Below are 25,014 nucleotides of genomic sequence, written 5' to 3' on the forward strand. Positions count from 1 at the left end.
TCTCTTTAGTCATCATTGACTAAAATAACCCCTTTCTTTTTTTCTTACATGGGATTTCTTTCATCAATCTCACGATAGATGCTCGTTTCTCCCTTTTCTTTTATCTTCTGATAAGCCAATCGTACCCCATCTAGAGGTACTTTACCACAATATTGATAGCCTAATTTATTTAGAATATGCTGCATAGTGACATTTTTTTCATGAGTATCGCAACGAAAATCAGGTCCTTTGTGACCTTCAATTAACCCTTGAAGGAATGTCTGTGCTAGTCCTCTACCACGAAATTGATTTGAAATAGCAATACGATGAAATGTTAGATAGCGATGGTTATCATGGAGCCATTTTCCCTCATAAATAGCATCATAAACCTCTTCATGACCATCAATGACAGCCGCATAAGTCGCTAGCTTCCCATCTTCAATACCAACCCAAGCATAACCGTTCAAGATATCATCAATAATATCGTTACGATTAGGGTATCCATCTTCTTTTTGCCATTGATCACTTCCTGTTTTAGCAATTTCGGCACGCGCTTCCTCAATAAGAAGCATAATTTGGTCAATTTCATTTGGAAAAGCTAATCTGATTTGCATTATATTACCCACTTTTATATATTATAGACTATAATAACGGTTTAATTTTCTTTCGTGATAACATTTACTATGCATTTTCTGCTTCAAATGTTTTCATAAAATCAATTAATTCGATGACACCTTGTTTAGGAAAGGCATTATAAAGGCTAGCCCTCATACCACCTACCGAACGATGCCCTTTAATATTTTTAAATCCACGTTCTGTCGCTTCCTTTACAAATTTTTCATCTAAATCTTTATTAATAGTTATGAAAGGAATGTTACATAGAGAACGACTCTTTTTATCTCTGACAGGATTACTATAAAATTCTGAGGAATCAATATAATCATAGAGAAGTCCTGATTTTTCACGGTTAGCTTTTTCCATAGCATCAACACCACCTAGACTTTTCACCCATTCAAAGACTAATTTAGCAATGTAAATACTGTAAGCAGGCGGCGTATTATAAAGAGAACCAGCATCTGACTGAATCTTATAATCCAACATTGATGATAAAGTTGGTTCCTCATTAATCATATCTTCACGGATAATAACTACCGTTACACCAGCAGGTCCAATATTTTTTTGAGCTCCTGCATAAATCATTGCAAAATCTTCTACTTTATATTTTACAGCTAAGATATTAGAAGACATATCCGCAATAACAGGCACTCCATTAGTTTTAGGAATATCATAAAGCGATGTTCCTTCAATGGTATTATTTGTTGTCACATGAACATAGGCAGCTTTAGGATCAATCTCTTTTTCATCAAACTCTGGAATATAATCATAAACTGATTCTTCTGATGAGGCTAATAGAATTGGTTCAAAAGGAATTGTTTTTGATAGTTTTACAGCCTCTGTATAAGCTTTTTTCCCCCACGAACCAGCAACATGATAGTAAGCTTTACGCCCTCTGGCAATATTCAAGGGAATCATACTAAACTGTAAGGATGCACCACCTTGTAAAAAGATTACTTTATAATTATCCGGAATTCCCATCAAATCTCTTAAGTAACGCTCAGCACCTTTGATAATATCATCAAACTCTTTGGAGCGGTGCGATACCTCCAAAACACTCATACTGGACCCTTGATAATTAAGGAGTTCAGATTGGGCTTTTACAAGCACTGGTTTTGGTAAGACTGCAGGACCTGCAGAAAAATTATAAATTGTCATATAACACCTCCATATAATTGTGTAAGATTATAGCACAGTATTTTGAATATTGTAAAGATTTTTTTGATTAATTTTGCTTTTTATTCGTGATATAATGGTAAAGGCGAACAATCAAGTTTAAAGGAGTAATTTATGATTTTGAGGGAATTTTGTGCAGAGAATTTAACAGACTTAACCAGATTAGATAAAGCTATTATTTCACGTGTCGAGCTTTGTGATAACCTTGCTGTCGGAGGCACTACTCCTAGCTACGGTGTTATCAAAGAAGCTAATCAATATTTACATGAAAAAGGTATTAGTGTCGCTGTTATGATTCGTCCCCGTGGAGGAAATTTTGTATACAATGATTTAGAATTACGTATTATGGAAGAGGACATCCTACGTGCTGTTGAGTTAGAATCAGATGCTCTTGTTTTGGGAATATTAACTTCAAATAATCATATTGATACTGAAGCCATTGAACAACTTCTACCTGCTACCCAAGGTTTGCCACTTGTTTTTCATATGGCATTTGATGTTATCCCGAAATCTGACCAAAAAAAAGCAATAGATCAGTTAGTTGCTTTAGGCTTTACAAGAATCCTCCTACATGGTTCATCTAATGGCGAACCAATTATAGAAAATATCAAACATATCAAAGCATTAGTTGAATATGCTAATAATCGTATTGAAATTATGGTTGGCGGCGGTGTGACTGCTGAAAACTATCAATATATTTGCCAAGAAACTGGGGTTAAACAAGCCCATAGTACTAGAATAACTCAATAAAAAATTCGAAACAGGGCTATAAGTTTCTTTAGTATATTTACTACTAAGTTCTTTCATGTTTTGTAAAACCTGAAAGAACCGGAATAAGAGCATACCATCTTTTATAACCTGCTCTCAGAAATAAAATCCAATTTGCAATGGTATTCAAAAGAGCTGAAATTAAAAATCTTAAGGAAATTGGAAGCACCTTACTTCTTTATTCCAATAGCTAAATCGGAGATTATAAAAGGTTGCCAAAGAAAACTTTGGCAACCTTTTTATATTATTACTTATAAATCATGGAAACTAGCATAGAGTTCTTGTCTATTGAGATTAAGTTCTTTTGCTACTTTTTTTATCGCTTGATTAGTTTTATCGCCATTAGCGATATATTCTTTTACTAATACTAGTGGATCTTGTTGGCTACTGTCTTTCACTCGCTCGGTATCTCTCTTACCATCAACAATAATTAAGCATTCACCTTTGAGAGGGACCTTTTCAATATGCCCTAAAAGTTGACTAATGGTTCCTCTTTGATACTCTTCATAGAGTTTCGTCAATTCGCGTACTAAAACAACTTGGCGATCTCCGTAAATCTCTTTCATGTGTTTTAGCGTATCAGAGACTCGAAACGGTGACTCATAAAAGATTTGTGTTTCAGGGTAATCTTGCTTTGTTTCAAAAAAAGTTATTTGTTGACCTTTCTTACGCGGTAAGAAGCCATAAAAAATATGAGGTTGTGGAGCTAAACCTGAAGCGATGAGAGCAGTAATACCAGCGCTAGCTCCTGGTATAGATACAACTGGGATATCCCCTTCAATAGCAGCCTTGACAAGGTCATGTCCTGGGTCAGAAATAGAGGGCATTCCTGCATCAGATACTTGGGCTAAAGATTTCCCTTCTTTTAACAAATCAATTAACCCAGAGATTTTATCGTAAGCATTGTGTTCGTGAAAACTAATTTGTTTAGTAGTAATATCAAAGTGCTTGAGTAAAAGTCCCGTATTTCGTGTATCCTCTGCACAAATAAAATCAACTTCTCTTAAAATCCTAATGGCACGAAAAGTCATATCATCTAGATTACCAATTGGAGTTGGGACTAGATAGAGTGTCCCGTAATGTGTATTTGATTTAAAACTTTTTTGAACTTGCATTTCCATCAATCTCTATATAATAATTCAATACAAAAAGCACATTCTTCGTCATTTTCACGACGTTGACCATAGAAAGTATTACAAATGTGAAAGCCATCATTGTAAATGCCTTCGAGTAGTTCTCTTCCTTGTTTAGAATTTTTAACTGCAGTTTCTGTTTCTGCTTCAATAACGCTCAGACGCTCACGAAGTTTACCATTTTCAATACGTAGAACAGTATTCTCCTCCAATAATTTTTGGATTTGTTTTTTCATAGTCTCAATTTCAGACAACCCAACTAATAAATTTTGTGAAAAATCATCAAAGGCATCAAACAAGTCTTTTTTATCCATTCACTCTTCCTCTCTGCGCGTATTATTTGTCTAAGAAAGCACCATATACTCTAAACTATTTTGAAAACTAACATTGCTCTTCCACATTTGCTGAGCTCTATAAGTATTTTCTAAATCATAAAGTTGGCCTTCTTTAGCCAGCATTATTGTCAGCCATTGAAAAACAAATGCCTGATCATTTTTATCTACAACTTGCGATGTCAAGCGAGATACTTCTAAATAAGCAGTTTGCCTATCTTTTGCCAAGGTCGTCACAAACTGTTGACTTAAATTCAAGTAATCTAATAACTTTTTGTTAGCCAACAATATTTCTAAATGTTTAGGATCGTCTGCTACTTGAGCTAATAAGCTAGCTTGTGATTTTAGCAATCCTGCTTGTTCAGCTTGATGAACCAACATGTCCAATTGTTTTGGAAAACGAAAAATTTGCGTTCTACTCTTAATTGTTGGCAAAACATTGTTTTCATCATTAGTCAATAAGATGACATAGGATGAACTTTGAGGTTCTTCAATAAATTTCAAAAGGCTGTTGGCTGCATTGACATGCATTTTTTCGCAATCTTTGATGATAAAGACCTGTGATTTCCCTTCGAAACCTGATCTTGAAAAATCTTTAGTCAGCTCTTTTATAGTCTCTGTCTTAATAAGTTGCCCCTGTGGTTCTATGATTTTAACATCTGAAAATTCTCCATTAGCGATTAAACGACAAGCTCTACACTTTTGGCATGGTAAACCACTCTGGCGCTTTTCACAGAACTGACTTTGTGCTAAATAAAGTGCCATATCTAGACTTGCAAAATTTCCCGAAAAAAGATAGGCATGACTCATCCTATCTGACTGTAAAATAGTATTAAACTTTTCCAGCAATTTGGGTTGTGTTCGCTTTAAATCCATGACCTTTGTACTTCCTGATTCATTGGTTGATACGATCTAAAATAATAGAGAATGTCTCAGCTATTACTTCATCTAGCTGTTGGGAGGCATCAATCGTCACAATGCGGTTTGGCTCTAAATCTGCCAATTCAAGGTAACCTTGACGGACGCGTTGATGCATATCTAATTGCTCGAGATCTAGACGATTTACCTCCCTTTGAACACTTTTTTGAATACGCTCTAAACCTACTTCAGAAGGAACATCAAAATATAAAGTTAAATCAGGTTTATGACTATCAGTCGCATAGTCATTAAGCCATTTTATATGTGACTTATCTAATCCTCTTCCTGATCCCTGATAGGCAACAGAACTATCAATAAAACGATCCATTAGGACTATTTTCCCTTCTTCTAGAGCTGGGAGTACCTTTTCTACTAAATGTTGGCGTCGAGCAGCCATGTAAAGCAATAGCTCTGTTTTTTTATCCATTTGCGTGTGTTTAACATCTAAAATAATATGACGAATTTCTTCTGAAATAGTTACGCCACCAGGCTCTCTGGTGGTGAGAATATCTTGTGATAATTTTTCTCTGAGCAAGGGTAAAACAGCTTCTAAAACGGTTGTTTTACCCGCACCATCTGGGCCCTCAAAAGAAATCATTAGTCCTTTTTTCATGGTACATCCTTTATTTATAATTACTACTATTCTATCAAAATTTATCAAAAAAAGACACCCACAACTTGATTGTGCATGTCTGATATTTTTAAGAAAGTGGTTTTTTCATGGTCTTTTCTAAAGTTTCCACAATAACATCATCAAATACTAGTTCTTGTTTTAAAACATCCTTGTCAGCGTATCCTTCTAGTTGTATCTCGACCGCTTTCTTACCTGCTTTTCGTTCAATAATGACTAAACGTTTAACACTTAAATTTGCACTAGAAAGACGATTTAGGACTTTTGATAGTACCCCTATCCCGTCATCAGCTAATATAACCAAGCGATAACCTTCTTGACCATACCCCGCAATTTCAAGGAAGGCTTTAAAAACATCCCTATCCGTGATAATACCATAAAGTTGTCCATTATCAACTACTGGTAAAACGCCAACCTTTCGAGACATCATCAAATAAATAGCGTCCTCAAGGCTAGCATACTGTGAAACAGTCACAATATCTTTAATCATAATATCTCGAATTTTTGTCTTATTAAGAAGATAGTTCATCTCATATATAGAAAGACTGGTTGCTTTAGAAGGTTGTGCTTCTGCCATTGTCCCTTCTGTCACTAACCCCACTAGCTGATCATTTTCAACAACTGGCAAACGCCTTAAGTGGTGTTCTCTCAATAAATCAGCAGCTTCTGCAACTGTAGTGTCTGGAGAGACATAAACTAATTTTTTTGTCATAAAATCTTTCACTGGCATACCTGACTCCTCTAAATATTATCCACCTAAGTAAGCTTTACGAACTTGATCTGAAACTAGTAATTCCTTACCTGTCCCTGATAAAACAACCTTCCCAGTCTCTAGAACATATGCTTTATCAGCAATCGTCAGAGCTTTATTTGCATTTTGTTCAACTAAAAGAACTGTAGTCCCTTGTTTTTTGATATCTTCAATGATATTAAAAATTTCTTGAATAAAAATTGGAGCTAGGCCCATTGACGGTTCATCTAAAAGTAATAATTTAGGACGACTCATCAATGCACGCCCCATAGCGAGCATTTGCTGCTCACCACCTGATAAGGTTGCTGCATCTTGGTTTTTACGTTCTTCTAAGCGAGGAAAACGATCAAACACTTTTTTTAACATTTTTTGATTTTGTTCACGATCCTTTTGAAGAAAGGCTCCCATTTCTAAATTTTCCATAACAGACAAACTTGAGAAAACGTGGCGCCCTTCTGGAACCTGAGCTAAACCATTGCCAACAATTTTTCTAGCTGCTAACTTATGTATAGGTTTCCCCATAAAAGAAATAGAACCCTGACTTGGTCTTACTAAACCAGAAATTGTCCTCAAAATTGATGTCTTTCCTGCACCATTGGCTCCAATTAAGGTTACAACCTCACCTTGGTTAACTTCAAACGAGACATCATTCACCGCTTGAATAACACCATAATGAATAGATAGATTTTCTACTTTCAACATGGTCATTATAACTCACCCCCCAAGTATGCTTCTATAACACGTTTATTATTTTTAATTTCTTCAGGTGTCCCGTGAGCAATCAGACGACCATATTCCAATACATAAATTCTCTCTGTTACTTGCATAACCAAGTTCATATCATGTTCAATTAGCATAATAGTAATATCAAAATCACTCTTTATTTGACTAATTAACTGCGTCAATTCTGCAGTTTCTTGAGGATTCATTCCTGCCGCGGGCTCATCCAAAAACAATATTTTTGGTTCTGTTGCTAAAGCACGAACAATTTCTAAACGCCGTTGTTTTCCATAAGGGAGGTTCTTAGCAAGAGCATCTTGATATGCTTTCAAACCAAAAATCTCTAATAGCTCTAGTGCCTTTTTCCTTAAGGCTTTTTCACTATGATAGTATTTGGGTAATCGTAAAAAACTAGCAATAGGATGTGATAAGTGATGATTACTGAGTCCTACTAGTACATTGTCTAAAACAGTCATATTTTTAAAAAGTCGGATATTTTGAAAAGTTCTACCTAATCCTAAAGAAGCTATTTTAGCTGGTTTCCTCCCATTTAATATCTTACCATCAAGTGATATTGTCCCTTTACTAGGAAGGTATACTCCTGTTAAGAGATTAAAAAGCGTTGTCTTACCCGCACCGTTGGGGCCGATTAAGCCAATTAATTCACCTTTATGTAATTTCATCGAAACATCACCTACAGCAGTTAGGCCACCGAAATGTTTACTTAAATTTTTTACTTCAAGAAGTGCCATCTAATTGCCTCCCTTACTCGTCTTACGAAATAGATGAGATAGAGTTAACTCTTTCGTTCCTAATAAACCGCTAGGTCTAAAAATCATAATTAAAATCAGGGCTAAAGCATAGATAATCATTCGAACAGAAGCGTAGTCTTGTAGTAACATATTCAATAATCCTAATAAAATTGCTGCTAAAACTGTCCCTGTCATTGAACCTAAACCACCTAAAACAACAATAATTAAAACATTGACAGACATCATAAATGAAAAGTCTTTTGGCATAACAGTTCCAACGTAGCCAGCCTGTAAACTACCAGCGATAGAAGCTAAAATAGCTCCAAAAACAAAAACAATTACTTTCACTTTTGTTGTATCCACACCCATAGACTCTGCTGCAATTTCATCTTCTCGTATAGCAATTGTATTACGCCCTAAGGGACTACGCAAAAAATTCATTGCAAGGATAAGACTCACAACTGCCACCCCATAAACTAAAGACCAGGTTGTAAAAGGCGGAATCCCCATGATACCCGCAGCACCATTCGTAATATCACCTCCATTAACCAACAAAATACGGATAATCTCAGCAACACCTAAAGTAGCTATAGCTAAATAATCACCTTTTAGTCTCAAAGTAGGAATTCCTACACCTAAGGCAATACCTCCTGCAACAAGAGTTCCAACAAGTATAGCTATCAAAAAACCTACATAAGTTGGCATTTTAACGCCGATAATAGCAACTGCATAAGCGCCAATAGCCATGAAACCTGCATGTCCTAGTGAAAACTGTCCCGAACAACCTACAATTAGGTTCAAACCAACTGCTAAAATAACATTAATCCCAATTGTTTCAATAATTTGAATATGATAGAGGTTAAATATACCCATAGATATTAGCACGCTAATCAAGAGATAACCTAACACTACTATAGCTAACCAAGATAAAATTGATTTCATATTTTCTTTCATGCCTAGACCTTCTCCTTAATATTTTTTCCAAGAATTCCTGCTGGACGGATCAAGAAAATGAGAATTAAAATAGCATAAACGATACCATCTCGAAAATCTGACACACCAAGTGCAGTCGCTAAAGTTTCTAAAATGCCAATAACAAAACCACCGATAGCCGCTCCCGGAATGATACCAATACCACCTAAGACAGCTGCAACAAATGCTTTCAACCCTGGAGTTACCCCCATAAGAGGTTGAACAGAATTATAATAAAGCCCAATCAGTACTCCACCTGCTCCAGCTAAAGCAGACCCCAGCGCAAATGTAAAACTAATGGTACGGTTAACATTAATTCCCATCAATTGTGCGGCATCGCTATCCACTGATAAAGCTCTCATAGCTTTCCCCATTTTAGTTTTTTGAACGATGAACTGTAAAGTAAGCATTAGTAATAGCGCAATACCTAAAATGATGAGCTGAACATTGGTTATAGTTATCGGTCCTAAATTATATTTAACAGTATGAATGGCTTGCGGAAATGCCCTAGTATCCGCTCCAACAAGGTATACCATCCCGTACTCCAAAAGAAAAGAAACACCAATAGCTGTAATTAACGCGGCAATTCTAGTTGATTTTCTCAGTGGACGATAAGCTAAATATTCAATTACAACACCTAGGAAAGCAGACCCCAGCATTGCAATTAATAAAGCTAGGAAAAAATTAAGATGAAGATGATTAATCAAATAATAGCCCATGAAAGCGCCCATCATATAGATGTCCCCATGAGCAAAATTAATCAGCTTAATAATGCCATATACCATAGTATATCCTAAGGCAAGTAAAGCATATATGGATCCTAAGATAAGTCCATTAACGAGCTGTTGAAGCATATTATAACCATACTTTCTATTATATATTATTGTCGAATTATTCTGAAAAATTACTTTTTAAAAAAGGGGAGCTGAAAATTAAACCCCCATTTTTTCTAGAGAATACTTATTTTGCTGAAATAATGTTAACGCTACTTGTTTTTCCATCCTCTAATTTGACAACGTAAGCTGATTTAACAACATTGTGATTTTTATCAATAGACATTTTCCCTGTCACACCTTTAAAATCTTTCAGCTTAGCTAAAGCTTTTTTAAGATCAATTGAAGTTTTAGCTCCTTTAGCAGATTTAGCTGCCATATACACGGCATCGTATGATAAAGCCGAGAACATGGATGGTTCTTCACCATATGCCTTAACGTAATGATCATGGAAAGCTTTAGCTTTGGTTGATCCTTGTGTAGTGAAACCTGTCAAATAATAAACGTTTGAAGCTCCCACAGGTGTTGCCGATTGCACAAATTTCGGACTATCAAAACCATCAGGCCCAAGAACCGGTTTAGAGATACCTAAATCACGCGCTTGCTTAACTATTAATCCTGTCTCGGTATAGTAACCTGGCATCACAATAGCATCATATTCTTTCCCTTTCAACTTAGTCAATGACGCTTGGAAATCAGTATCACCAGCGGAGAATGTCATACTATCAACAATTTTTCCACTATAACTTTCCTTAAATGATTTTGCTACCCCCTTTGAGTAATCTGATGAATTATCATAAAATAGAACAACTTTTTTAGCTTTAAGGTTGTCTGTAGCATACTGAGACAATAGCTTTCCTTGATAATTATCGACAAAAGTAGCTCGGAAGAAATACTGATTTAAGGTTTTTCCATCAGAACCATAGACTAAATTGTCTTGTGTCGCAGCAGGTGCAATCATTGGAACTGCTGCTGCATTTACTTTTGGAGTTGAAGATGCAGCTGCACCCGATGTTGCTGGTCCGATAATGACATTAGCTCCTTTGGTAACTAAGTTTGTGGCAACCGTTGCTGCCTCTGCATTTTCTGATTTATTATCCTGTGATAGGACTTTTAACTTCTTGCCGCCAACCCCTCCAGCAGCATTAATTTCTTTTACTGCTAAGTCAGCTCCGTTCTTCATTGAATTTCCATACGAAGAAACGTTTCCTGATAATTCCCAGTTATATCCTACCTTAATATCTTTCCCTATTTTTGTTCCTGTCGAAGATGCTCCTCCTCCGACATTTCCACATGCTGCTAAAAGAACTGTACTAGCTAAAACAAGAGCTCCTAAACTAAGTCTCTTTTCCATATTTTTCTCCTTTTTTGAAAATGGTAACTAAAATAATACAGAATTATCAGAATATTGTCAATAGTTTTTAAATTATTTTTTTGAAAATTATAGAAACTAAATAAAAAAGAAGGACATCTGAACTCCTTCTTTTTAATAACTACTAGTAAATATCTTAACGATATAAGTTTCCAACAAAATCCTGATCAATATCATCAATTGCTGATAACCGAACATCCTTAACAAATTTTAAATGTTTTATCTCTTTACTAACGCTAACAATATCTTCTTTATTAACATAAATGACTAGATATCTTAATCTACGAGAATGATAATGAACATCTCCGTATTTATATAATTTACGAGCGTCACGATTATAGTAAAGATAAACGCTCATTCCTAAACGCTCTTGTTTATTCAATAATTTTTTCCTTTCTGCGTCATATCTGTAATTACTAAGATTATAACATAATTCCAACAAATAAAAAAAGAGTTGATAAACTCAACTCTTTTAAATCTATTATTGCAGATTATTATTTTCCATAATAGCATCAATAAAGCCATAATCAAGTGTTTCTTGAGCACTCATCCAACGATCACGCTCTGCATCATCATGGACTTTTTCAATAGATTGACCAGAATTATCAGCTAAGATTTTTTCTAAAGTATGACGCGTTTTTAAAAGATGCTCAGCAGCAATAGCCATATCAGATTGCTGTGTGCCTCCGCCTGTTCCGCCCATTGGTTGGTGGATCATATATTCTGCATTCGGTAACATAAAACGTTTTCCTTTAGCACCACTCGAAGCAATAATGGTTCCCATCGAAGCAGCCATCCCCATAACAATCGTCTGTACGTCCGATTTAATGAAGTTCATGGTATCCACAATAGCAAGTCCAGCCGATACTGAACCACCCGGTGTATTGACATAAAGGTAAATGTCCTTTGTATTATCTTGTGCATCGAGAAACAATAACTGTGCAATGATACTATTAGCCATATTATCCTCAACTTGGCCTGTCAACATAATAATACGATCTTTTAAAAGACGTGAGTAAATATCATAAGAGCGTTCACCACGACTTGTTTGTTCAATAACTACTGGAATCATATCTTTCTCCATTTCTTTTTATCACTGTCACTATTATAATCATTTGGTCAACAAAGGTCAAATAATAACCTTTTTAAGAAAAGGCTTTCTGAGTTCTTCAGAAAAGCCTTCTTCATCTCAAATCTTATTTTGTACCAAATAAGCGATCCCCAGCATCTCCGAGTCCAGGAACAATGTAGCCATGTTCGTTGAGTTTTTCATCCAAAGCAGCGGTATAAATATCTACATCTGGATGTGCTTCTTGAAGTGCTGCCACTCCTTCTGGAGCTGCTACTAAACAAACAAATTTGATACTAGCTGCGCCACGTTTTTTTAGAGAATCTACTGCTAAAATAGCAGACCCACCTGTAGCAAGCATTGGATCAACTACAAAAATCTGACGTTGATCAATATCTTCAGGTAACTTAACTAAATATTCGACTGGTTGGAAAGTCTCTTCATCACGATACATACCGATATGACCAACTTTAGCAGCTGGCACAAGGCTTAAGAAACCATCAACCATACCAATACCTGCACGTAAAATTGGAACAATTGCTAACTTTTTCCCAGCTAATTGTTTTTGTACAGTTGTCGCTACTGGTGTTTGGATTTCAACATCTTCTAAAGGTAAATCACGAGACACTTCATAGCCCATTAACATCGCAATCTCATCAACTAACTCACGAAAATCTTTAGTAGATGTTGTAGTGCGACGTAAGATTGACAGTTTATGTTGAATAAGTGGATGTGAAATGACTTGAAATTTTCCCATTATAATGACCGCTTTCTATTTAATTTTGAGCATTAAAAACATTCTAACGCTTGTTTACATTCAAAGTATTATAACATAAAAACCCTTTCCATGCGACTTTTTTTATAGTCTAGTCATTTTTTCTAAAGTTTGTCACTAATCGCAAAACTGCCTCCTCAATAACAGACCTAGGAGCTGCGACATTGATTCTAGCATGTTTTTTCCCTTCTTTTCCAAAAGTTAAACCATCATTTAATATTAATTTGGCATCATATCGAAGTTTTTCTTGAATTTCTAAATGCGTTAAATTATAAGCAGAAAAATCTAACCAAACAAGATAAGTTCCCTCTGGTTTCATCACTTTGATATGAGTTTTTTGCGTTAATTGCTCATAAAGGTATTCTATTGATTCTTCTAACTCCGTTTTTAGGGCCTTTAACCATTGTTTCCCTTTTGTAAAGGCAACTTCTGTAGCTAATAACCCCAATGAGGAAATTTCTTGTTGATTGTTAGCTATTTGCCTCTTCTTAAAATCAGAGCGTAACTTTTCATTTTCAATTATTGCAAAGCTATTTTTAGTCCCTGCAATATTAAACGTTTTAGTTGCACTAGATAAAATAACACTCAATTCTTTAAAACTAGAATCAACAGTATTAAAGCTATGGTGTACATTATCAAATAATACCAAATCTTGATGTATTTCGTCAGAAACGAGGATAACATTATACCGTTTACAGATATCTCCTATTTTTTGAATTTCTTCTTTTGTCCAGACACGCCCACCAGGATTATGTGGACTACAAAAAATATAAAGCTTTACATTATTTTCAATGATATCTTTTTCTAATTGTTTAAAGTCAATCTCAAAATACTGATTATTATTAAGTAAACTATTTGAAACTAAATGACGATTATTGTATTTTATAGTTCTAGCAAAAGGCGGATAGACTGGGGTATTAATTAGAACAGCATCTCCCTCCTTTGTGAAGGCTTGTATAGCAACTGAAATCGCTGGTACAACCCCATCAATTAATAATAATGATTTTTTATCAAATTGATAACCATGTTCTTGCACTTCCCAATTAGAGATAGCTTGGTATAAACTGTCTTTAGGACTATCATAGCCAAAAACCATTTGGTGTGAAAAATCTTCAATAGCCTCCGACATTTCTGGAAAGATAGGAAAATCCATATCCGCAATCCAAAGGGGAAGGATTTCTTGATCTTTTTGAACCGCCTTCCATTTTATGGCATTACTTGAAAAACGTTCTGGTAAACTTGTGAAATCATATGTAATCATAATTACTCCTGACTATTCTACAGCTAAAAATATCCCTTGTCGCCTTGGTGACTATTTTACCATTTGTTTTTGATACTATATACTAATTAACATTCTAAAGATAAAAGTGACCATTTTAAACGATCACTTTCTTTATTATTTTAATTTATCATTTTCATAAGTATGGCTTAATTCTAAATTAGGAAAGCTTTGCTGCCTAAGGGCTTCATAAACAATCATACAAACAGTGTTTGAAACATTCAAGCTACGCACATGCTCATCGTTCATGGGAATTCGTAAGGCCTTTTCAGCATGCTCGCGCATAAAAGTTTCTGGCAATCCTTTATCTTCACGACCAAACATAAAATAATGGTCTTGATCATCATTATAATTTTCATCTGAGTAAACCTTGTCAGCAAATTTGCTAATTAGGTGAACTTTCCCTCGACATGACAACATAAATTCTTCCAAACTATCATAGAAACTAACATCTAGCTTATCCCAGTAATCCAGTCCCGCTCGTTTCATTTTTTTATCATCAATAGGAAATCCCATTGGTCGTATGATGTGCAAAGGAGCATTTGTTGCCGCACAAGTTCTAGCAATATTACCAGTATTTGCTGGAATCTGTGGTTCAAATAAAACAATATGATTTCGTCCGCTATCGGAACGATGATTTTTCTGCGTTAATGTTTCAATATTCATCTCATCATCACTTTCTAGAACTCATTCTGACTCGCAAAAAAACCACACTGCTCGGAGTCAATCTCAGCAAACAATGTGGTTTATGGTGGTTTGTTAACTTAAATCATAACAGGTTTGATTTAAACTAACAAATCGTTGACACTATTATAGCACTTCAGTCTACAAAGTCAACCTATTCATGAGTTTTTGGATTATTTTTTTGATAGATATAATGACAAATCAAACAGAATAATAAGCAAAAACATTGGAAAATTAAAACCGTAAAGAAATTACTTAACAAACTCCCGATAAGGAGGATCAAACCGCCTAAAATTGCTAGAATCGGTGAAACTAAGCCGGTAAATTTATTTTTAATATCTTTTTTGAGATAAAGGCTGAGTACTAAAACATAAAGAATGATTAAACTGGTATTATTAAACACCACAGCAATTTCACTAATATCACTACCCGGCAATAAGTTAAATTTTGTAACCATAAAATGAACAAAAAGCCAAAAAATAGCTACAGCCGTCACCGTCAAACTAGCTGGCAATGACATTTGATACTTCAAATTTATGTTAGCCATCCTCTCACTTTTGATCCATCCGCGTTCCGCAAAAGCTTGAGGTAGACGCATCGTCCCAAGTAAAAGTCCATTGGCAACACCTAATACAGATAGAATAACAATGAAAGATAATAAACGCCCAACACTAGGACCGAAAATAATATTAGCTGCATAATTAATAGCATCATTACCGGTTGTCATAATAAAGCTAGCACCTAAAATTTGTGTCAAACCATAGAAAAATGCCAAATATGATAATAAGATAAGCGCTGGACCAATGACAAAGGCAAGTGGTAAATTCTTCTTGGGATTCTTGACTTCTGGTGCAATACTAACAAAAATTGTCCAACCATCATATGCAAAATACAATGGTACCAGACCTGACACCCAACTCCATCCAACATTTGACGGTTGAATAGCTGTTAAATGTTGTGGAAGTTGTGGAGCTTTATCAGACCAAAAAGCACCAATTAAAGCAATTAGGACTAAAGGAATCATTTTTACAAAGGTCGTTAAAGATTGGAATCCCCCTGCAATACGCTTAGCAAAGATATTCATGAGACTAAGCGCTAAAATATAAACAGCAGCTAAAATAATCTGTGATTCCAAACTTGATGATTCACCTAAAGTATAAAATGCAGCTACCCATGAAACGATTGCTGTTAAAGTTGGAAGATACAAAAAAGACGCAAACAAGCCTAAAGTTGCTGCTAAAGCTGGGCTAACATATTTTTCGTAGTAAGAAAAAATACCACCACTTTCACTCGTTCTAATAGCTAGCTCAGAAATTGACAAACTTCCAAAAACAATCGAAAAAGAACCTAGTACTAAAATTACCATGCCTAAAAAGACATCTCCACCAGTAAATTTAAGGATGTCATCAACTTTAAAATAAATGCCTGAACCAATCACTACACCTACAATCATAGCAATTGTAGTCATTAATCCATAGGTCTGTTTAATAGAATTATGATTCTCCATAATATCTCCATTTCTACTGTACGCTTAAAGGTTAATTATAACCTAATTTAGGGCTTGTCACAAGTTTATCTGTGTTATTTTTCACCAGATTCTGATAAGAGAATCATATTACTCTTATCAGAAAGATGAAAACGTTTTTTAACCATAATTCTCGTGCATTTTTACTAAAAAAAAGGTATCATAGAGTTTATTATTGGAGGTAAAAATGAGAATAATTGTTGTCGGCGGAGGTAAAGTCGGAACCGCACTTTGTCGCTCACTTGTTGCTGAAAAGCACGATGTTGTTTTAATTGAGAAAAAAGAAAACGTCCTTAAACGTGTCACTAAACAGCATGATATTATGGGAATTGTTGGGAATGGGGCAAACTATAAAATTTTAGAACAAGCCGAAGTCAAAAATTGTGATATTTTTATCGCTATCACTGATCGAGATGAAGTTAATATGATTTCAGCAGTTCTTGCCAAAAAAATGGGAGCAAAAGAGACTGTTGTTCGCATGCGTAATCCTGAGTATTCTAATCCTTACTTCAAAGATAAAAACTTTCTTGGCTTCTCTTCAGTTGTCAACCCTGAATTGTTGGCAGCACAATATATCGCTAATACCATAGAATTTCCAAATGCAACTTCAGTTGAACACTTCGCCAACGGGCGTGTGATGTTAATGGAATTTAAAATTTTAGAAGGAAATAAACTCTGTCATACTTCAATGAGTCAAATTCGTAAAAAATTTGGTAATATTGTTATTTGCGCAATTGAACGCGATGGCAAATTGATTATTCCTGATGGCGATGCAACTATCCAAGTCAAAGATAAAATCTTTGTAACTGGAAACCGTATTGAAATGATACTTTTCCATAATTACGTTAAAAATAAAGTTGTCAAAAACTTGATGGTTATCGGTGCAGGACGCATCGCCTACTACCTACTCAATATCCTTAAAAATACCAATACACACGTCAAACTAGTTGAACTCAACCAAGAACAAGCTGAATATTTTAGTCAAGAATTTCCCAATGTTCCTGTCGTTCATGGGGATGGTACTGCTAAAAATATTTTGTTAGAAGAAAGCGTTACAAGTTTTGACGCAGTTGCTACTTTAACTGGTGTTGATGAAGAAAATATCATTACCTCAATGTTCTTAGAAAGTATCGGTATTCCTAAAAACATTACCAAAGTTAATCGAACTAGCCTACTAGAAATCATTGACGATAAACAACTATCAAGCATTATCACACCCAAGCGTATTGCCGTAGACCATGTGATGCACTTTGTACGCGGGCGTGTAAATGCTCAGGATTCCAACCTAGAAGCTATGCATCATATTGCTAACGATCGCATTGAAACCTTACAATTTGAAATAAAAGAAACTAGCAAATTAGCAAATCGTAGCCTTGCATCTTTAAAATTAAAGCAAAATATTTTAATTGCAGCGATTATCCGCAATAATAAAACGATTTTCCCAACTGGTGAGGATGTTTTAACAGTGGGTGATCGTATCGTTGTTATCACCTTATTAAAAAATATTACTAGAACTAGTGATATGTTAGCGAGGTAGGAATATGAATAAAAGTATGATTCGTTTCCTTCTCTCAAAACTTTTGCTAATTGAAGCTGCTCTTCTAGCGATTCCTCTAACTGTTGGACTTATTTACCGTGAACCGCAAAGTGTCATGATGAGTATAGTCATTACCATGATTATTCTAATCATCCTTGGATTACTGGGTTCTCTCTTTAAACCTAAAAATTATCATATCTACACTAAAGAAGGCATGTTAATTGTTGCACTCTGCTGGATACTTTGGTCCTTCTTTGGCGCCCTTCCATTTGTTATTTCAGGTCAAATCCCTAATATTATCGATGCTTTCTTTGAAGTATCTTCTGGTTTTACGACAACAGGAGCAACTATTCTTGATGACGTCAGTGTCTTATCCCCCGCGCTCTTATTTTGGCGTAGCTTTACCCATCTTATCGGTGGAATGGGGGTTTTAGTATTTGCCCTTGCCATCATGGAAAATTCTAAAAATAGTCATTTAGAGGTTATGAGAGCTGAAGTTCCTGGACCTGTATTTGGTAAAGTTGTCTCGAAACTTAAAAAAACTGCACAAATTTTGTATTTGTTATATCTTCTTATGTTTGCAGTATTTGCAGTAATATTATATTTTGCAGGTATGCCTTTCTTTGATAGTATTATCATAGCGATGGGAACTGCAGGTACAGGTGGTTTTGCAGTTTACAATGATAGCATTGCTCATTATAATAGTCCTCTGATAACTAACTTAGTTTCTATTGGTATGCTTATCTTCGGGGTTAACTTTAATCTTTACTATCTTCTTTTACTCCGAAAAATTAAAGCATTCTTTGGTGATGAGGAACTAAAAACCTATCTCCGCATCGTGGCAATAGCAACTTTCATGATTGCTCTAAACGTCATCGGTATGTATGATAATTTTCGACAAGGCCTCGAACATATTTTCTTTGAAGTATCAGCTATTATTACAACAACTGGTTTTGGCGTGACTGATATCACTCGTTGGCCTTTGTTTTCACAGGTTATTTTGCTATTCTTGATGTTTATCGGTGGTTCTGCTGGCTCTACAGCTGGGGGCTTTAAAGTCATGCGTAGCTTAATCCTAGCAAAGGTTGCACGTAACCAAGTATTGTCTACACTCTATCCTAATAGAGTCATGTCACTACACATTAATAAAAGCGTTCTAGATAAAAATACACAACATGGCGTTTTAAAATATCTAACTATCTATTTAGCTATCTTCATGGCACTCGTTCTTGTTTTAACGCTTGATACTAATGATTTTTTGGTTGTTGTCAGTGCTGCAGCCTCATGTTTTAACAACATAGGCCCACTCTTAGGTAGCAATGAAACTTTCTCATTCTTTAGTCCATTCTCAAAACTCCTTCTTTCATTTGCTATGATAGCAGGACGTTTAGAAATATACCCTGTTTTATTAATGTTTATTCCTAAAACATGGTCAAAACTATAATTACAAATAATAAAACGGATATATCAATCTGATATATCCGTTTTATTACGTCTTAAGCTAAAATGATCAGGGACAGGATCATTTCCTCCGTGGGCTAAGGGATGACATCGCAAAATACGTGCAATTCCCATCAACACACCTTTTAGACCATGTTTTTGAATAGCTTCTATCATATACGTAGAGCAAGTTGGACGATAACGACAGCTAGCTGGGAAAGCTGGAGAAATATTTTTTTGGTAAAAGCGAACCAAGAAAATCAAAAAAGATTTAAGCATTAAGATTTATTAATAGCCGCATTATGCAACTGACTAATTTCTTTTTTATTTAATCGTCGTGCTTCCCCAGGACGGAGACCCGTTAAATCTAAGGTACCGAATTGTGTACGAGATAGCTTGTCCACTAATAACCCAACTTGTTCAAACATTTTCTTAACTTGATGATTACGACCTTCATGAATAGTTAATTCAACTACTGAACGATTTTTTTCATGATCCACTTTTATGATAGTATAGCGAGCAGGTTTTGTTTTCTTACCATCGATAACAACGCCACGCGTTAATGGTCGAAGGTTTTCTTTAGTAGCTATTCCTTTGACACGTGCTAAATAAACTTTATCAATTTCATTACGAGGATGAATCATTTTATCAGTAAAATCACCATCATTAGTCAAAATTAAAAGTCCAGTTGTATCCCAATCCAAGCGACCAACAGGATATATCCGTTCTTTGACTTGTGGCAACAAGTCAATAACTGTCTTACGTCCTTTGTCATCTGAGACACTTGAAATAACACCTCGTGGTTTATTTAAGAGATAATATACCTTCTCTTCGTTGTAAATTGGACTTCCTTCAATTTCAACCAGATCACCAGCCTTTACTTGGGTCGCCAATTCATTAACCACTTGACCATTAATCGTGACTATTCCTTGTTTGATTAATTCCTCAGCTTTTCTACGACTTGCAATCCCTGCATGCGCAATATATTTATTAATTCTCATTGTTTTCCTTATCTTCTGTATTAATTGAATCCATTGAAAATAACGATACTTCTTCGTCAACTAATTCAATTGAAGAGGCATCAATTAAGTCATCTAACTGATTAATTCCCATATAATCTAAGAAATAATTAGTTGTCTCATAAAGGTTAGGACGTCCCAACACTTCTTTCTTTCCAGCCTCTTTAATTAAACCAAAAGCTATCAGTCTCGTTATAGCTCCACTGGAATTCACGCCACGAATATCATCAATTTCAATCCTAGTAATAGGTTGTTTATAAGCAATAATAGATAGAACTTCCAAACTTGCTCGAGATAGACTCTGATTAATCGGAGCCTTCGCATAATCTCTCAACAAAGTCATATAACTATCCTTTGTTACCAATTTATAAGTTTGTGCTGTCTCAAGCAATAATAGACTAGAATCGTCATCTTCTTCATATCGTTTAGCCAACTTTTCTAGTTGCTGTATTAATGCTGATGGTGTCAAAGTCAATAATTCTGCCATTTGACGCAAACTCAGTCCATCTTCACCTGCAACAAAAAGAAGAGCTTCTATTGAGCCTAAATAAGTCATTTCTCTTCCTTTCTTAAGATAACTTGGCTAAAATTACTGTCTTGTTCTACTGTGATTTGATGTAATTTTATCAACTCTAACATTGCCAAAAATAAAGTTATCATTTCAGATTTTGTTTGGCAATCCGCAAACACTTCTTGTAATGTCGTTTTCTTTTTAAGATTAAAATGTCTTTCAATAACGATCATCATATCTTCAATACGGTAGTCTTCTTTCTCAATTACCGTTTGACTATTTGACAATTCTTTTTGTTTTTGGGACATCATTTGAGAAAAAGTCAAAAAAAGGTCCATCACCGATTTATCGTGTAGAAGAATTGCATCTTCAAAGATAACTTCTTGTTTTGGTTTTGAAAAATATTTGGCACGTTCCTGATGCTGATTAGCTAACTCTTCACTTAGCACTTTAAAACGTCTATATTCCTCTAATTGGCTCAACAATTCCATTTCTGGATCATCTTCAATAGGATTTGACTCCACTACTTTAGGTAATAAGTTACGGCTTTTTATCAACATCAGCTGACTTGCCATAAGCATATACTCACCAGCTACTTCTAGACGCATCGCCTGTAATGTTGCTATATAAGCAAGGTACTGCTCAATAACTTCCACAATCGGTACATCGTATATATCAACCTCATATTTAGATACGAGGTGTAAGAGTAAGTCTAGAGGCCCCTCGAAATCTTTTAACTTAATATCCATTATCTATAATATCTCTCTAAAGTGATAGGAGTTTTTAAGCCTAGAAGGCGACTGAGCTCCGTCATCGTTTTGCCATTTTCTTTTTGCTTTAGAATAAATTGTTCTCGCAGAAGTTGTGCAGTTAGTTGTTGCTCATTCTTCTCATTTAAAAAATCTGTTAATTGATTAAAAAACCATTGTCTAGAATAAGGCTTGCCGTTATGCTCAAAGACTAAGTCACCATCTTCCTCTAAAGATTCCAAAAGAAAAGGAAGCAAGTCTTCTGGAAGTTTTAAAATACGCTTCATCTGCGATTTTTCAATACTTAAGATATTAAAAGTTGTATCAAAATCAGCCTTCTTCAAATTAGCAATTTCAGCCGGAGTTAAACCTAAAGATAAAATCAACAAAGCAATCAAACGACCACTCGGATAATCAGTATCTTGATAGAAATTTGATAAATCCATTATTTGAGACTTTGTCTGAGTCAAAGTGATTTTTTCAGTCTCTTGTAGTCTGTAAAATTCCTTCAGTGTTCCTCTATTATATAAAAAGAAAAGAAATTGATTGACTGCAGATAACTTTCGCTTACGAGCTGTTAACTTAAATTCACTTAGAGACTGTTGATACAATGCCAGTTTTTCAGAATTTACATGTCCACCAATTATTTTATAAAATTGCTTTAAATCATAGTGATAGGACTTACGCGAATTGAGAGATAATTTCTTACTCTCAATAAAATTATTAATATCATTTATCATTGTTTTTAGGAGTGATAGTATATTCGTCTGTAAAATCATGTAGGAGGCTATTAATAGCTTTTAAAATCGATTTACGGGTTATAATGCCTCTAAAATCATTTTGATCACTGATAACAGGTAAAAATGGATAATCTACAATCTTATGCATAATTGCTGTCAGAGTAGCTGCCTCATTAATCGGCTCGATTTTTGTATTAACCATCTCAACAATATCAGTCTGTGCCATCTCCCAATCTGTTAATTGACCTTTAGATTGGTAGGCCATAATGTCTGAGATACTAATAGTACCTACATATTTTTTCTCTTTAGTGATAACTGGTACACGTGAAAAACCATTACTTGCTAATAGTAGCATAACGTGGTCAGCATTGTGCGTATCCACAAAAATAGCAACGTCTTCAGCTGGAATCAGATAGTGGTCCAAATGACTTAGCAAAAACGACTCAAATTCTTTAGCAATCATCTTGAAAATTCCTTTGTCAAGTTAGGATAGGGTTGGTGTTGGCGAGTATAATACTCTACCAAAACCTTACTATCTGTTATAGTTACAACAGCGTAAAGCTTCTCATTTATTGGTCCTCTTGGCTGCAAAACACTGCCTGGATTGATAAAAATAGTTTTACCATTTTTCCAAGCATCTGCACGATGAAGATGACCGTATAAACAAATATCCGCGTCTTCTTGCTGAGCTAATAAATCCAATTTATCCCAAGTAAAATTAATCTGATGGAGATGACCATGGGTTTGAACAATAACAGCATTATCTATTTTTGTAACCAAAACTTCCGGATAACCTGAATCATAATCACAATTTCCTGTGACCACATGAATGCCTTCCCATATAGGATCTGAGCTAGGAAGTTCGGAATCCCCATTATGAAAAATAGCATCCACTTTTCCCAAATAATGATTCTTTATATCTTTTACAATGTCACGATCTCCGTGAGAATCACTCATTACAACTAATTTTCTAATTGCCATTTTGGAAATACCTCCATCAATTTACGGACAGCTTGCCCACGATGTGATAGATTATTTTTTTCTTGTGCGCTCAATTCAGCTGCTGTCCTACTACCTTCTCCGACAATAAAGAGCGGATCATAACCAAAGCCATTTTCCCCCTTAGGTTCCGTACCAATATAACCTGGCCACTCTGCTTCAACTACCAAACTTTCTTTATTTGGAGCTGACACGACTAAGGTTGTATGAAACTGTGCTGAACGTCTTTCTTTGTCAAATACCATGGCTAATTCATGCAATAATTTGGCATTATTACGAGCATCTGTCGCGTCAGGACCTGAAAAACGAGCAGACCATACCCCTGGCAAACCACCTAAAGCATCTACTTTTAATCCGGAATCATCTGAAATTACCATTTTTCCAGTTAATTTTGAAATAGTCTCTGCTTTAAGTCGAGCATTTTCTTCAAAGGTCATACCAGTCTCTTCAACTTCTGGTAAATCTGGGTAATCATTTAAATTTTCAACTTTGAGTCCTAATTTCCCAAATAATTCTCTAAATTCCTTCGTTTTTCCTTCATTGTGAGTCGCAATTAATATGGTATCCCCAAAATTATTATCATTCTTTAAATCAAAGAATTTTTCTAAAGAAGTGCCCTCTTTAGGTAAGTGAACTAAGAACAACTGATCATCTTCACTAACTAAGATGGCCCCTTTATGTTGAGTCACTTTGATATGCCTTGAATACTCTTGATTAATCATATCAACGAGGAATGCTAATAATTGAAAATCCGAAGTCATCTGCACAACGTGAAGCTGTAGACCTTCAACTTTCAAAGTTGATAATAGACGATGAAAAACATCTTGGATAGCTTCGTAAGATTCATCATTACCAAAACAAGTAAAATAATTAAAAGCTTGGAAACTACCTAAAAACCAATTGCCTTCAGTTTTACTTTCAAAAATTGTTTTTGTCATAATACGATACGCTCCACATTTATTTCTTGACTAAGCCATTGTTCTGCAATTTCTTTAAAACCTTTTGGGCTGGCGGTTGTGTAAAAGTGATGACCACCGTGTTTATTTTGCCAATTATGGTTTATCTCAAAATAGTTCAATAAAACAGAAATATCACGAACGGTTTCTGCGCCACTATCAATTAATTTAACCTCAGCCCCCATAACATTTTGAATGATGGGACGTAATAGGGGATAATGCGTGCAACCTAAAATTAAAGTATCTAATTTACCAACTAATGGGGACAATGTTTCATAAACCACCTTTTTGGCTAAACTAGAAGACATCTGATTTGATTCCACAATTGGAACAAATTTCGGACAAGCAAGGGATACCACAGCAGTATTTGGAGACAAAGCTTGAATTTTTTGACGATAAGCATCTGATTTAACAGTCATGGGAGTACCTATAATACCAACTTTCCCTGAATTAGTTGATTTGATAGCTGCGCTAGCTCCTGGTAAAATAACGCCTAAAACAGGGATGTCTAGTTTTTCTTTAATTTCTTGCCAGGCAACTGCAGTTGCTGTATTACAAGCTATAACAATCATCTTAACATTTTTAGTCAATAAGAAATTAACCATCTGCCAGGTAAACTCTCTAATCTGTTGAGCAGGTCTAGGACCATACGGAGCTCTAGCCTGATCTCCAATGAAGATTACTTCCTCTTCTGGAAGTTGACGGAACATTTCCTTAACAACCGTTAAACCACCTACACCAGAATCTAGAAAGCCAATAGGCCTACTATCCATTTTTATTCCTCCAATATTAGTGACTAAAAGAGGCTGGACAACAGTCCTAGCCTCTCTATACAATAA

The 25,014-nt window shown here is 35.2% G+C and carries 30 protein-coding genes; 3 read left to right on the forward strand and 27 right to left on the reverse strand.

Going from position 1 to position 25,014, the window contains the following annotated elements; all coding sequences use genetic code 11:
• Window positions 1–44: 44 nt before the first annotated feature.
• Window positions 45–593, reverse strand: coding sequence for a GNAT family N-acetyltransferase (locus QOR44_RS07670; protein ID WP_001167084.1), 549 nt, complete (start codon window positions 591–593; stop codon window positions 45–47).
• Window positions 594–660: 67 nt separating this feature from the next.
• Complete coding sequence (serC, locus tag QOR44_RS07675; protein ID WP_000158399.1) at window positions 661–1,752, reverse strand: 3-phosphoserine/phosphohydroxythreonine transaminase; 1,092 nt, start codon at window positions 1,750–1,752, stop codon at window positions 661–663.
• 132 nt (window positions 1,753–1,884) lie between these two features.
• Here serC and QOR44_RS07680 point away from each other — a divergent pair, with 132 nt between their 5' ends.
• A complete protein-coding gene (locus tag QOR44_RS07680; protein WP_000603274.1) occupies window positions 1,885–2,520 on the forward strand; it encodes a copper homeostasis protein CutC in 636 nt (211 codons plus the stop codon).
• 269 nt (window positions 2,521–2,789) lie between these two features.
• On the opposite strand, the gene rsmI is transcribed toward QOR44_RS07680, so the two are convergent.
• The 16 genes from rsmI to QOR44_RS07760 all read right to left on the reverse strand — a co-directional run bounded on the left by rsmI (window position 2,790) and on the right by QOR44_RS07760 (window position 16,206).
• Complete coding sequence (gene rsmI / locus QOR44_RS07685) at window positions 2,790–3,659, reverse strand: 16S rRNA (cytidine(1402)-2'-O)-methyltransferase (protein ID WP_000425861.1); 870 nt, start codon at window positions 3,657–3,659, stop codon at window positions 2,790–2,792.
• Window positions 3,659–3,985, reverse strand: coding sequence for a DNA replication initiation control protein YabA (gene yabA / locus QOR44_RS07690; protein WP_000358198.1), 327 nt, complete (start codon window positions 3,983–3,985; stop codon window positions 3,659–3,661). Before yabA ends, rsmI begins: the two co-directional genes overlap by 1 nt.
• Window positions 3,986–4,015: 30 nt before the next feature.
• On the reverse strand, window positions 4,016–4,879 hold the full coding sequence (locus QOR44_RS07695; protein ID WP_000364568.1) for a DNA polymerase III subunit delta': 864 nt from the start codon (window positions 4,877–4,879) through the stop codon (window positions 4,016–4,018).
• A gap of 19 nt (window positions 4,880–4,898) precedes the next feature.
• Complete coding sequence (tmk, locus tag QOR44_RS07700; RefSeq protein WP_000715591.1) at window positions 4,899–5,534, reverse strand: dTMP kinase; 636 nt, start codon at window positions 5,532–5,534, stop codon at window positions 4,899–4,901.
• An 88-nt stretch (window positions 5,535–5,622) separates the two neighbouring features.
• Window positions 5,623–6,282 carry a CBS domain-containing protein gene (locus tag QOR44_RS07705; protein ID WP_001144250.1) on the reverse strand — a complete coding sequence of 220 codons (660 nt, stop codon included), beginning with the start codon at window positions 6,280–6,282 and terminating at the stop codon, window positions 5,623–5,625.
• 18 nt (window positions 6,283–6,300) lie between these two features.
• On the reverse strand, window positions 6,301–7,011 hold the full coding sequence (locus tag QOR44_RS07710) for an ABC transporter ATP-binding protein (RefSeq protein ID WP_000178146.1): 711 nt from the start codon (window positions 7,009–7,011) through the stop codon (window positions 6,301–6,303).
• A complete protein-coding gene (locus QOR44_RS07715) occupies window positions 7,011–7,775 on the reverse strand; it encodes an ABC transporter ATP-binding protein (RefSeq protein ID WP_001185985.1) in 765 nt (254 codons plus the stop codon). Before QOR44_RS07715 ends, QOR44_RS07710 begins: the two co-directional genes overlap by 1 nt.
• Entirely contained in the window at window positions 7,776–8,729 is a 954-nt protein-coding gene (locus QOR44_RS07720) for a branched-chain amino acid ABC transporter permease (protein ID WP_000662328.1), read from the reverse strand.
• Between the two features lie 2 nt (window positions 8,730–8,731).
• Complete coding sequence (locus QOR44_RS07725; protein WP_000941400.1) at window positions 8,732–9,601, reverse strand: branched-chain amino acid ABC transporter permease; 870 nt, start codon at window positions 9,599–9,601, stop codon at window positions 8,732–8,734.
• Window positions 9,602–9,707: 106 nt separating this feature from the next.
• Window positions 9,708–10,874 carry an ABC transporter substrate-binding protein gene (locus QOR44_RS07730; protein ID WP_000415517.1) on the reverse strand — a complete coding sequence of 389 codons (1,167 nt, stop codon included), beginning with the start codon at window positions 10,872–10,874 and terminating at the stop codon, window positions 9,708–9,710.
• A 154-nt stretch (window positions 10,875–11,028) separates the two neighbouring features.
• The gene (locus QOR44_RS07735; RefSeq protein ID WP_001041186.1) at window positions 11,029–11,274 is read right to left on the reverse strand and encodes a DUF2129 domain-containing protein; all 246 of its coding nucleotides are present in this window, start codon (window positions 11,272–11,274) and stop codon (window positions 11,029–11,031) included.
• A 99-nt stretch (window positions 11,275–11,373) separates the two neighbouring features.
• Window positions 11,374–11,964, reverse strand: a complete 591-nt coding sequence (locus QOR44_RS07740; protein WP_000613483.1) for an ATP-dependent Clp protease proteolytic subunit — start codon at window positions 11,962–11,964, stop codon at window positions 11,374–11,376.
• 124 nt (window positions 11,965–12,088) lie between these two features.
• Complete coding sequence (gene upp / locus QOR44_RS07745) at window positions 12,089–12,718, reverse strand: uracil phosphoribosyltransferase (protein WP_000514490.1); 630 nt, start codon at window positions 12,716–12,718, stop codon at window positions 12,089–12,091.
• A gap of 109 nt (window positions 12,719–12,827) precedes the next feature.
• Window positions 12,828–13,997, reverse strand: coding sequence for a MalY/PatB family protein (locus QOR44_RS07750; protein ID WP_000634082.1), 1,170 nt, complete (start codon window positions 13,995–13,997; stop codon window positions 12,828–12,830).
• 135 nt (window positions 13,998–14,132) lie between these two features.
• The gene (locus QOR44_RS07755) at window positions 14,133–14,681 is read right to left on the reverse strand and encodes a tRNA (cytidine(34)-2'-O)-methyltransferase (protein WP_001019794.1); all 549 of its coding nucleotides are present in this window, start codon (window positions 14,679–14,681) and stop codon (window positions 14,133–14,135) included.
• A 172-nt stretch (window positions 14,682–14,853) separates the two neighbouring features.
• Window positions 14,854–16,206 (reverse strand): APC family permease, encoded by a 1,353-nt coding sequence (locus QOR44_RS07760; RefSeq protein WP_000427468.1) that lies wholly within the window; start codon window positions 16,204–16,206, stop codon window positions 14,854–14,856.
• 205 nt (window positions 16,207–16,411) lie between these two features.
• Between QOR44_RS07760 and trkA the strand changes: the two genes are divergently transcribed.
• Both trkA and QOR44_RS07770 read left to right on the forward strand, forming a co-directional pair.
• The gene (gene trkA, locus QOR44_RS07765; RefSeq protein ID WP_001220338.1) at window positions 16,412–17,761 is read left to right on the forward strand and encodes a Trk system potassium transporter TrkA; all 1,350 of its coding nucleotides are present in this window, start codon (window positions 16,412–16,414) and stop codon (window positions 17,759–17,761) included.
• A gap of 4 nt (window positions 17,762–17,765) precedes the next feature.
• On the forward strand, window positions 17,766–19,205 hold the full coding sequence (locus QOR44_RS07770) for a TrkH family potassium uptake protein (protein WP_001043412.1): 1,440 nt from the start codon (window positions 17,766–17,768) through the stop codon (window positions 19,203–19,205).
• Between the two features lie 23 nt (window positions 19,206–19,228).
• Here QOR44_RS07770 and yidD read toward each other — a convergent pair whose 3' ends face one another.
• The 9 genes from yidD to racE are packed head-to-tail and all read right to left on the reverse strand — an operon-like array spanning window position 19,229 to window position 24,948.
• Window positions 19,229–19,480, reverse strand: a complete 252-nt coding sequence (gene yidD, locus QOR44_RS07775; RefSeq protein WP_000920196.1) for a membrane protein insertion efficiency factor YidD — start codon at window positions 19,478–19,480, stop codon at window positions 19,229–19,231.
• The gene (locus QOR44_RS07780) at window positions 19,480–20,202 is read right to left on the reverse strand and encodes a pseudouridine synthase (protein ID WP_001222203.1); all 723 of its coding nucleotides are present in this window, start codon (window positions 20,200–20,202) and stop codon (window positions 19,480–19,482) included. Before QOR44_RS07780 ends, yidD begins: the two co-directional genes overlap by 1 nt.
• Window positions 20,192–20,776, reverse strand: a complete 585-nt coding sequence (scpB, locus tag QOR44_RS07785; protein ID WP_000221692.1) for an SMC-Scp complex subunit ScpB — start codon at window positions 20,774–20,776, stop codon at window positions 20,192–20,194. Before scpB ends, QOR44_RS07780 begins: the two co-directional genes overlap by 11 nt.
• Window positions 20,773–21,480, reverse strand: coding sequence for a segregation/condensation protein A (locus tag QOR44_RS07790; protein WP_000351869.1), 708 nt, complete (start codon window positions 21,478–21,480; stop codon window positions 20,773–20,775). Before QOR44_RS07790 ends, scpB begins: the two co-directional genes overlap by 4 nt.
• Window positions 21,480–22,220, reverse strand: a complete 741-nt coding sequence (gene xerD, locus QOR44_RS07795) for a site-specific tyrosine recombinase XerD (protein WP_000606412.1) — start codon at window positions 22,218–22,220, stop codon at window positions 21,480–21,482. Before xerD ends, QOR44_RS07790 begins: the two co-directional genes overlap by 1 nt.
• On the reverse strand, window positions 22,210–22,683 hold the full coding sequence (gene cbpB / locus QOR44_RS07800; RefSeq protein WP_000560705.1) for a cyclic-di-AMP-binding protein CbpB: 474 nt from the start codon (window positions 22,681–22,683) through the stop codon (window positions 22,210–22,212). The genes xerD and cbpB overlap by 11 nt, the downstream gene beginning before the upstream one ends.
• A complete protein-coding gene (locus QOR44_RS07805; protein WP_001007721.1) occupies window positions 22,680–23,201 on the reverse strand; it encodes a metallophosphoesterase in 522 nt (173 codons plus the stop codon). Before QOR44_RS07805 ends, cbpB begins: the two co-directional genes overlap by 4 nt.
• On the reverse strand, window positions 23,183–24,157 hold the full coding sequence (locus QOR44_RS07810) for a nucleoside-triphosphate diphosphatase (protein WP_000167813.1): 975 nt from the start codon (window positions 24,155–24,157) through the stop codon (window positions 23,183–23,185). Before QOR44_RS07810 ends, QOR44_RS07805 begins: the two co-directional genes overlap by 19 nt.
• A complete protein-coding gene (gene racE / locus QOR44_RS07815) occupies window positions 24,154–24,948 on the reverse strand; it encodes a glutamate racemase (RefSeq protein WP_000378351.1) in 795 nt (264 codons plus the stop codon). Before racE ends, QOR44_RS07810 begins: the two co-directional genes overlap by 4 nt.
• Window positions 24,949–25,014 lie beyond the last annotated feature (66 nt).

Origin of the sequence: Streptococcus agalactiae (genome assembly GCF_949788565.1) — a bacterium.
Classification (GTDB): domain Bacteria; phylum Bacillota; class Bacilli; order Lactobacillales; family Streptococcaceae; genus Streptococcus; species Streptococcus agalactiae.

Bases quoted from the DNA above. Each gene is read 5' to 3' on its own strand.
- QOR44_RS07670 (WP_001167084.1), bottom strand. From the start codon at position 593: ATGCAAATCAGATTAGCTTTTCCAAATGAAATTGACCAAATTATGCTT.
- serC (WP_000158399.1), bottom strand. From the start codon at position 1,752: ATGACAATTTATAATTTTTCTGCAGGTCCTGCAGTCTTACCAAAACCA.
- QOR44_RS07680 (WP_000603274.1), top strand. From the start codon at position 1,885: ATGATTTTGAGGGAATTTTGTGCAGAGAATTTAACAGACTTAACCAGA.
- rsmI (WP_000425861.1), bottom strand. From the start codon at position 3,659: ATGGAAATGCAAGTTCAAAAAAGTTTTAAATCAAATACACATTACGGG.
- yabA (WP_000358198.1), bottom strand. From the start codon at position 3,985: ATGGATAAAAAAGACTTGTTTGATGCCTTTGATGATTTTTCACAAAAT.
- QOR44_RS07695 (WP_000364568.1), bottom strand. From the start codon at position 4,879: ATGGATTTAAAGCGAACACAACCCAAATTGCTGGAAAAGTTTAATACT.
- tmk (WP_000715591.1), bottom strand. From the start codon at position 5,534: ATGAAAAAAGGACTAATGATTTCTTTTGAGGGCCCAGATGGTGCGGGT.
- QOR44_RS07705 (WP_001144250.1), bottom strand. From the start codon at position 6,282: ATGCCAGTGAAAGATTTTATGACAAAAAAATTAGTTTATGTCTCTCCA.
- QOR44_RS07710 (WP_000178146.1), bottom strand. From the start codon at position 7,011: ATGACCATGTTGAAAGTAGAAAATCTATCTATTCATTATGGTGTTATT.
- QOR44_RS07715 (WP_001185985.1), bottom strand. From the start codon at position 7,775: ATGGCACTTCTTGAAGTAAAAAATTTAAGTAAACATTTCGGTGGCCTA.
- QOR44_RS07720 (WP_000662328.1), bottom strand. From the start codon at position 8,729: ATGAAAGAAAATATGAAATCAATTTTATCTTGGTTAGCTATAGTAGTG.
- QOR44_RS07725 (WP_000941400.1), bottom strand. From the start codon at position 9,601: ATGCTTCAACAGCTCGTTAATGGACTTATCTTAGGATCCATATATGCT.
- QOR44_RS07730 (WP_000415517.1), bottom strand. From the start codon at position 10,874: ATGGAAAAGAGACTTAGTTTAGGAGCTCTTGTTTTAGCTAGTACAGTT.
- QOR44_RS07740 (WP_000613483.1), bottom strand. From the start codon at position 11,964: ATGATTCCAGTAGTTATTGAACAAACAAGTCGTGGTGAACGCTCTTAT.
- upp (WP_000514490.1), bottom strand. From the start codon at position 12,718: ATGGGAAAATTTCAAGTCATTTCACATCCACTTATTCAACATAAACTG.
- QOR44_RS07750 (WP_000634082.1), bottom strand. From the start codon at position 13,997: ATGATTACATATGATTTCACAAGTTTACCAGAACGTTTTTCAAGTAAT.
- QOR44_RS07755 (WP_001019794.1), bottom strand. From the start codon at position 14,681: ATGAATATTGAAACATTAACGCAGAAAAATCATCGTTCCGATAGCGGA.
- QOR44_RS07760 (WP_000427468.1), bottom strand. From the start codon at position 16,206: ATGGAGAATCATAATTCTATTAAACAGACCTATGGATTAATGACTACA.
- trkA (WP_001220338.1), top strand. From the start codon at position 16,412: ATGAGAATAATTGTTGTCGGCGGAGGTAAAGTCGGAACCGCACTTTGT.
- QOR44_RS07770 (WP_001043412.1), top strand. From the start codon at position 17,766: ATGAATAAAAGTATGATTCGTTTCCTTCTCTCAAAACTTTTGCTAATT.
- yidD (WP_000920196.1), bottom strand. From the start codon at position 19,480: ATGCTTAAATCTTTTTTGATTTTCTTGGTTCGCTTTTACCAAAAAAAT.
- QOR44_RS07780 (WP_001222203.1), bottom strand. From the start codon at position 20,202: ATGAGAATTAATAAATATATTGCGCATGCAGGGATTGCAAGTCGTAGA.
- scpB (WP_000221692.1), bottom strand. From the start codon at position 20,776: ATGACTTATTTAGGCTCAATAGAAGCTCTTCTTTTTGTTGCAGGTGAA.
- QOR44_RS07790 (WP_000351869.1), bottom strand. From the start codon at position 21,480: ATGGATATTAAGTTAAAAGATTTCGAGGGGCCTCTAGACTTACTCTTA.
- xerD (WP_000606412.1), bottom strand. From the start codon at position 22,220: ATGATAAATGATATTAATAATTTTATTGAGAGTAAGAAATTATCTCTC.
- cbpB (WP_000560705.1), bottom strand. From the start codon at position 22,683: ATGATTGCTAAAGAATTTGAGTCGTTTTTGCTAAGTCATTTGGACCAC.
- QOR44_RS07805 (WP_001007721.1), bottom strand. From the start codon at position 23,201: ATGGCAATTAGAAAATTAGTTGTAATGAGTGATTCTCACGGAGATCGT.
- QOR44_RS07810 (WP_000167813.1), bottom strand. From the start codon at position 24,157: ATGACAAAAACAATTTTTGAAAGTAAAACTGAAGGCAATTGGTTTTTA.
- racE (WP_000378351.1), bottom strand. From the start codon at position 24,948: ATGGATAGTAGGCCTATTGGCTTTCTAGATTCTGGTGTAGGTGGTTTA.